The organism is Kitasatospora sp. NPDC040550, from assembly GCF_055594965.1.
Window position 1 is genome coordinate 190,876 of the sequence record NZ_JBVIWC010000002.1, and the last position, 7,273, is coordinate 198,148.

7 protein-coding genes are annotated in these 7,273 nt (G+C 74.2%); 4 read left to right on the forward strand and 3 right to left on the reverse strand.

What is annotated here, in order from left to right; translation table 11 throughout:
* The first annotated feature begins 42 nt into the window (after positions 1–42).
* Positions 43–594 carry a Uma2 family endonuclease gene (locus tag ACZ58X_RS03650; protein WP_470332041.1) on the forward strand — a complete coding sequence of 184 codons (552 nt, stop codon included), beginning with the start codon at positions 43–45 and terminating at the stop codon, positions 592–594.
* Between the two features lie 124 nt (positions 595–718).
* On the forward strand, positions 719–1,270 hold the full coding sequence (locus ACZ58X_RS03655; protein WP_470332042.1) for a YceI family protein: 552 nt from the start codon (positions 719–721) through the stop codon (positions 1,268–1,270).
* On the opposite strand, the gene ACZ58X_RS03660 is transcribed toward ACZ58X_RS03655, so the two are convergent.
* The 3 genes from ACZ58X_RS03660 to fhuB form a co-directional block, all read right to left on the reverse strand.
* Positions 1,267–1,770 carry a hypothetical protein gene (locus tag ACZ58X_RS03660; protein WP_470332043.1) on the reverse strand — a complete coding sequence of 168 codons (504 nt, stop codon included), beginning with the start codon at positions 1,768–1,770 and terminating at the stop codon, positions 1,267–1,269. The genes ACZ58X_RS03655 and ACZ58X_RS03660 overlap by 4 nt on opposite strands.
* A gap of 87 nt (positions 1,771–1,857) precedes the next feature.
* Entirely contained in the window at positions 1,858–2,982 is a 1,125-nt protein-coding gene (gene fes, locus ACZ58X_RS03665) for an enterochelin esterase (RefSeq protein ID WP_470332044.1), read from the reverse strand.
* A gap of 22 nt (positions 2,983–3,004) precedes the next feature.
* A complete protein-coding gene (gene fhuB, locus ACZ58X_RS03670; protein WP_470332045.1) occupies positions 3,005–5,170 on the reverse strand; it encodes a Fe(3+)-hydroxamate ABC transporter permease FhuB in 2,166 nt (721 codons plus the stop codon).
* Between the two features lie 106 nt (positions 5,171–5,276).
* On the opposite strand from fhuB, the gene ACZ58X_RS03675 reads away from it, so the two are divergent.
* Together ACZ58X_RS03675 and ACZ58X_RS03680 are read left to right on the forward strand one after the other, a co-directional pair.
* On the forward strand, positions 5,277–6,332 hold the full coding sequence (locus ACZ58X_RS03675; protein ID WP_470332046.1) for an ABC transporter substrate-binding protein: 1,056 nt from the start codon (positions 5,277–5,279) through the stop codon (positions 6,330–6,332).
* Between the two features lie 26 nt (positions 6,333–6,358).
* Positions 6,359–7,141, forward strand: a complete 783-nt coding sequence (locus ACZ58X_RS03680) for an ABC transporter ATP-binding protein (protein ID WP_470332047.1) — start codon at positions 6,359–6,361, stop codon at positions 7,139–7,141.
* The last annotated feature ends 132 nt before the right edge of the window (positions 7,142–7,273 follow it).

Consider the following 7,273-nt stretch of genomic DNA (forward strand, 5'->3'; position numbering starts at 1 on the left):
CCCCGACTACCGTACGGTGACAGGAGCACCGGAGGAGACCGCATGAATCCCGAGCACTACCGCCTTCTCGAAGAGGCTCGACGGAGCCTCCCGGACGGTTTCAAGGTCGAGCTGTCCGGCGACGTCATCGTCATGCAGGCGTCGCCGTCCTCGATCCACCAGCTGAACCTGTCGATCGTGCAGCGCCAGTTCGACGCGCACTGCCCGGCGGGCTACTTCACGAGCGGCAACAGCGATCTCTCGTCGCCCGAAGTCGGCGCCGTCCGGAATCCGGACCTCACCTACCTGCCGGAGGACGTCATCGACCTGGCCGGGCACAACATCCCGGCGGAGCTCGCGCTGATCGCGGTCGAGGTCGTCTCCCCGTCCAACCCCGACAACGACTGGACGGGGAAGGTCCGCGACTACCCGCGGATGGGGTTCCCGCTCTATCTGATCATCGACCCGCGCCAGAAGACCGTCACCCTGTTCTCGGAACCGAACCGCGACCGCTACCACACCCGTACCGAGCGGGAGTTCGGCGAGACGATCCGGATCCCCGAGCCGTTCGGCTTCGAGCTGGACCTGGCGAGGCTGGTTCCGTACCGGGACTGACCAGGCTTCACCCGTTGGCGGGAACTTGGCGGGGTGGTGCCGCGCGGCGGGCGGGGTGGTACTGCATTGGGCTGACACCTTGCAGGCTGACGCCCGGATCCAGGCCACCCTTTGGAGGTACCTCATGACCGTTTCGCTTCCCGAGCTCACCGGGGACTACGTCCTCGACCCCGCGCACTCCCGGATCGGCTTCGTCGCGCGGCACGCCATGGTGACCAAGGTGCGGGGTTCGTTCGGGCAGTTCGAGGGCAGCGCGCACCTGGACGGGGCCGATCCGTCGCGGTCGACCGGCCAGGTGGTGATCAAGGCGGAGAGCATCGACTCCGGGGTCGAGCAGCGCGACCAGCACCTGCGGACCAACGACTTCCTGGACGCCCCCAACTTCCCGGACATCACCTTCCGTTCGACCTCGGTCGAGGTCGTCTCCGAGAGCGAGTACCGGGTCACCGGCGACCTCACCATCAAGGACACCACCCGCCCGGTCACCATCGACTTCGAGTACACCGGCAACGCGGTGGACCCGTACGGCAACCTGCGGGTGGGCCTGGAGGGTTCGGTGACGATCAGCCGCAAGGAGTTCGGGGTGACCTGGAACGCGGCGCTGGAGGGCGGCGGCGTGCTGGTCGGCGACAAGGTGGTGCTGGAGTTCGACATCTCCGCGATCAAGCAGAGCTAGCGGGGGCGGCGGGGCCGAACGGCTGACGGCTGAACGACTGAACGGCAGGACCGCGGTGCCGCCGTCAGCCGTTCGGTCAGAGGATCAGGTCGTCCAGCGCGTGCCGCCGCGGCCGGTCGCCGAGTTCGGCGAGGGCGGCGCGGATGCGGTGCAGGTGGTCGACGGTGAGCTGGAGCGGGGTGCAGGACGAGCAGCGGGTAGTGCTCCCGGGGGTTGCGGGCGAGCCACCGCGTGATCAGGCCGTCGACGGTGGCCCGGAGCGGGAAGTGCTCGGGCCGGGCCGTCGCGCCGGTGTCGATCAGCACCGCCCGTTCCGTGCCGAAGAGCAGGAACAGGAACGGGGCCTCGTAGTGCACCGCCTTGTTCTGCCGCAGGATGACGGTGTGCTCGTCGTACTCGTGGACCTGGATCTCCGGGTCCGTGTTGTGCTTCGCGGACGGCGAGCCGTGGATCCACGGCACGTCCAGCGGACGGGCGACCGGTGCGCCGGCGGCGGTCATGACGACTCCCTGGTGCGTCGTCCTGGCGGGCCGGGTACGGCGCACGTCTCGTCCGGGGCGGGCGCCGTCGCGCTGCCGCCCGTGAGGCTAGCACGGGTCGTTCGTCGACGCCCGGCCCAGCAGGTGGGCCAGCCCGTCGGCCAGGCCGCCGCGCCAACAGGCGTAGTCGTGGCCGCCGTTGAACTCGCGGTACTCGACGTCGTAGCCGCGGGCGGTGAGGACGTCGCGCAGGTGCCGGTTCTGGGCGAGCAGCATCCATTCCTGGAGGCCGACCTCGACGTAGAACCGGGCCGCCCGTCGCGGTTCGGCGGCGAAGCGGCGGGTCAGCCATTCGCTGCCCTCGTCGAACTCCGTCTCGTCCGGCCACCAGAAGGAGCCGGACTGGGCGAGGGCGTTGCCGAAGCGCTCGGGGCGCCGGAAGGCGGCGAAGGCGGCGGTGAGGCCGCCCGCGCTCTGGCCGGCGACGACGGTCCGGCGGGGGTCGTCGGTGGCGCCGAACTCCGTTGCGGCCCAGGGCAGGAGGCGGTCGGCGAGGAGGTCGACGAAGGCCGGGTTGCAGCTCAGGTCCTCGGGGCGGCCGGGCCCCATGGTGTGCACCAGCAGGGCGATGGTGGGCGGGAGGGCGCCGTCGGCGGTCAGGTTGTCGAGGGTGTCGCCGACGGAGAGCACCTCGCCCCACATCTCGCCGTCGAGCAGCACCGCCACCGGGTACGGGCCGAGGCCGGGCCGGTGCCCGGCGGGGAGGTGGACGTCCACCCGTCGGCCGGCCGCCGTTCGGGGGAGGGTCCGCCCGCGCGGCACGTCGTCCCGCCGTCGGGTGTACGGCTGGGCGGGGGCCTGCGGCAGGCTGAGCACCGAGGCGGGGTGGCGGCCGTCGCGGGCGGGGAGGCGGGGTTCGGTGTCGTGCGGGTCGGGGCGGGCGTGGTCGAGGACGTGCAGCCAGTCGGCCCGGCTGGTGCCGGGGGGCGCGCCGTGGAAGGGGTGGAGCTGGTAGGAGGCGCGGTGGTCGGCGCGCAGCCGGTAGGTGATCTCCCAGCGGTCGTTGCGGCGGGCCATCAGGTGGGGTGTCAGGTCGCCGGCGTGCCGGTCCTTGTCGGTGACGGTGTGGAGGAGTGCGAGCACACCGTCGCAGTCGTCCCCGCCGTGCACGAAGGTGACCAGCCGGTACGCGGGGTCGTCCGGGTCGGCGGCGATCAGGGGGAAGGCGTCCAAGGGTCTCAGCTCCAGGGTCGGTTCATGCGGCGCTCCGGCGGCGCCCGAGCAGCACCCAGAGCAGGAAGGGGCCGCCGAGCACGGTGGTGACGATGCCGACGGGGATCTCCACCCCGCCGATCAGCACCCGTCCGAGGGTGTCGGCGAGGACGACGAGCAGTGCGCCGGTGAGGGCGGAGCCGAGCACCGGCACCCGGGTCGGTCCGGCCAGCCGGGCGGCGAGCACGGGTGCGGCGAGGGCGACGAAGCCGACCGGCCCGCAGACCCCGACGGCGAGCCCGGCGAGGGCGACGGCGAGCAGCAGGCAGGCGAGCCGGACCCTGCCGGGGTCGACGCCCAGGGCGGCGGCCACGCTGTCGTCGAAGCGCAGCACCGCCAGCCGCCGGGCCACCACCAGGGCGGTCGGCACCAGGACGGCGAGTCCGACGAGCACGGGCGTGGCGATGGCGTAGTCACGGCCGTTGAGGCTGCCGGAGGTCCAGACGTACAGCGAGCCGGCGGAGTTGAGCGAGCGCCGGGCGAGGGCGACCTGGATGACGGCCGAGGCGAGCGCCGACATGGCGAGTCCGACGACCAGTACCCGGTAGCCGCGGGCGCCGAGTCCGCCGGAGACCAGGCTGACGACCAGGACGGCGGCCAGCGCGCCGAGCGGTCCGGCCCACCAGGCGCCGAAGGTGCCGGAGGCGGTGGCGGAGATCAGCACGGCGGCGGTGGCGCCGTCGTTGACGCCGAGGAGTTCGGGGGTGGCGAGCCGGTTGCGGGCCAGGGTCTGGGTGAGGCAGCCGGCGAGTCCGAGGGCGGCTCCGGCGGCGAGCCCGGCGACGATCCGGCCGAGGCGGAACTTCTGCACCAGCAGGACGTCCAGCCGCTCGCCGTGGCCGAACACGGCCTGGAAGGTCGTGCCGAGGCCGAGTTCGCTCTGTCCGGCGTGTGCGGAGACGACCACGGCGGCGAGCAGGGCGGTGGCCAGGCCGAGTCCGGCGAGCAGCGGTCGGCGCGGTACCAGCAGGGACCAGGCACCGTACCGGAGGGCCGGGTCCGGCCGGGCCGGGCGCGGTTCGGAGCGCTGGACGGGCGGGGCCTCGGCGGCGGGGTCGCTGAGCGCCAGGGCGGCGGAGCGGCGGGAGCGGACGATGGCGATCAGCGCGGGGGCGCCGACCAGGGCGACGATCACCGAGACCGGCGCCTCGAAGGGCCGGGCGACCACCCGGGCGAGCACGTCGGCGCCGGTGAGCACGGCGGCGCCGAACAGTCCGGCGAGCAGGGTGAGTCGGCCGATCCGGGGCCCGGCGAGGGCGCGGGCCAGGAAGCCGGCGAGCAGGCCGAGGAAGGAGATCGGCCCGGCCAGGGCGACCGCCGAGGCGGTGAGCAGGGTGACGGCGGCGGCGACGGCGGCGCGGGTGGCGCCGGGGCGGTGGCCGAGGCCGCGGGCGAGGTCGTCGCCGAGGGCGAGGGCGGTGAGCGGCCGGGTGGTGAGCAGGGCGAGCAGGAAGCCGGCGCCGAGGACGGGGGCGAGTTGGGCCAGCGTCGTCCAGCCTTCCACCCCGGCCAGTGAGCCGAGCACCCAGACCCGGTAACGGTCGTACGCCTCCGGTGAGTTGACGATGAGAACGCCGGTGATGCCGCCGAAGGTCGCGCCGACGGCGGAGCCGCCGAGGATCAGCCGCACGGGGGAGCCGCCACCCCGGCTGCCGGCGATCAGCAGGACCAGGGTGCTGGCGAGGACGGCGCCGCCGAAGGCGAAGGCGAGGTACCCGTAGGAGGTCTGCACGCCGAGCACGGCGATGCCGAGCACGACGCCGAGCGAGGCGCCCGCGTTGACGCCGAGCAGGCCGGTCTCGGCCAGCGGGTTGCGGGTGACGGACTGGAGCTGGGCGCCGGCGACGCCGAGGGCGGCGCCGACCAGCAGCGCGGTGAGGGTGCGGGGCAGTCGCAACTCGCCCACGACGAGGGCGAGTCGGCTGTCGGCGCGGGCGCCGCCGCGGTCGAGCAGGTAGTCCAGGACCCGTCCCGGCCCGACCTCGCCGGCGCCGACCGAGAGCGAGAGCGCGGTGAGCGCGAGCAGGACCGCGACCGCCCCGACGGCGACCGGCCAGGCGCTGTCCCGGAGAGGGCGGGCCGGTGGGGGAGGGGCGCCGGGTGCGGTGACGGCGGGCGCTTCGGGGGCGCCCACTTGCGACGATGTCATAAGGTAAGGCTAACCTAATGTCCGGGGCGTCCCGCCGGCACCGCCGTCGTGCCGGGCTGCCCGGACGCCGCCCAACTCCCGTACCACCCCCGCCCCGGAGGCACCCATGCCGTACGCCCAGAGCCCGCTCCGCCCCTCCCCCGGCCTCCGGCCGGGGGGAGCCCCGGGCCGCCGCGCGGCCCGGGTGCTGGCCGTCACCGGGGCGGCCGCCCTCCTGCTCGCCGGGTGCGGCTCCGCCGGGTCCTCGTCCACGTCCGGGGACCCCTCCAACTCCGCGTCCGCCGCCCCGGGCAGCGCGGCGGACGCGGCCAACGGCGGCAAGCGCACCGTCAAGGACGCCACCGGCAAGGCCGTCGAGGTCCCCGCCGAGCCCCAGCGGATCGTCACCCTCACCCAGGAGGACCTCGACGCGGTGCTCGCCCTCGGCGTCAAGCCGGTCGGCATCACCAACGGCCAGGGGCTCAACGAGCCGCCCGCCTACCTCAAGGACAAGGTCCAGGGCGTGCCGGTGGTCGGCAACCTGCTCCAGCCGGTGATGGACAAGGTGATCGCCGCCAAGCCCGACCTCATCCTGGCCGGGGACATGCAGGACGAGCAGGTGCTCAAGCAGCTGCGCGAGATCACCCCCGCCACCCTGGTCACCATGGCACCCACCGACGACTGGAAGCTCGCCTTCCGGGGCATCGGCAACGCCGTCAACAAGCTCGACCGGGCCAACAAGGTGATCGACGACTACCAGGCCAAGGCCACCAAGGCCGGCGCCGACCTCGGCAGGAACAAGGGCGCCGCCGTCTCCATCGTCCGCTGGAACCCCACCGGCCCCAGCTGGATGGAGAAGAAGCAGTTCGCCGGCGGCGTCGCCCTCGACATGGGCCTCACCCGCCCGGCCGCCCAGGACAAGGACGGCAACGCCCACAGCCCGGCGCTCAGCCTGGAGAAGCTCGCCGAGATCGACGGCGACTGGCTGTTCCTGTCCACCCTCACCGACGACGGCAAGGCCGCCCTCAAGGACGTCCAGTCCAAGCCCGCCTACCAGCAGTTGAACGCGGTGAAGAACAACCACGCCGTCACCGTGGACGGTTCGGTCTGGTCCACCCGGGGCGGCCCGCTGGCGGCCGACGTCGTCATCGGCGACCTCGGCAAGGCGCTGTCCGGTTCCTGAGCGCGAGCGGAACCGGGGGCTGAGACATGGAGTTGACGATCCAGGGCGTCACCGCCGGGTACCGCCCCGGCCGCCCGGTGCTCGGCGGCATCGACCTCACCGTGCCCGCCGGGCAGGTGGTGGCGGTGGTCGGCCCGAACGGCTGCGGCAAGTCCACCCTGCTGCGGGCGGTGGCCCGGCTGCACAAGCCGGACGGCGGGCGGATCCTGGTCGGCGGCGAGGACATCTGGCAGCTGCGCCCGCGCCGCGCCGCCCACCGGGTCGCGCTGCTCCCGCAGAGCCCGCGGGCCCCCGAGGCGGTCACCGTGGCCGGCCTGGTCCGCTACGGGCGCCACCCGCACCAGGGCCTGTTCCGCCAGTGGTCGGCCGACGACGAGCGGCTCACCGCCGAGGCCCTGCGCGCCACCGGCGTCGACGCCCTCGCCGACCGCCGCCTCGACCAGCTCTCCGGCGGCCAGCGCCAGCGCTGCTGGCTCGCCATGGTGCTCGCCCAGGACGCCCCGGTGCTGCTGCTGGACGAGCCGACCAGCGCGCTCGACCTCGGCCACGCGGTGGAGGTGCTGGAACTGGTCCGCGCGGTCGCGGCCGGCGGGCGCACGGTGGTGATGGTGCTGCACGACCTCGCGGCGGCCGCCCGCTACGCCGACCTGCTGGTCGCCCTGCGGGACGGCGCGGTGGTTGCCTGCGGGCCGCCCCGGGAGGTGGTGGACGCGCCGCTGGTGCGGGCGCTGTACGACATCGACAGCCATGTCCTGGCGGCCCCGGACGACGGCGCCCCGGTCATCGTCCCGCGGGCGCCGGCGGGCTGAGGGACCTGGGCCGGGGTCGGGGCCAGGATCGGGGCCGGGGCCGGTCGGTCGGTAGGTCGGTAGGTCGCGAAGGCGGGGGGGGACCCAGGGGGGGGGGGAGGGGGATCCCCTGCCTTTCCTCGTCTCCCCCCA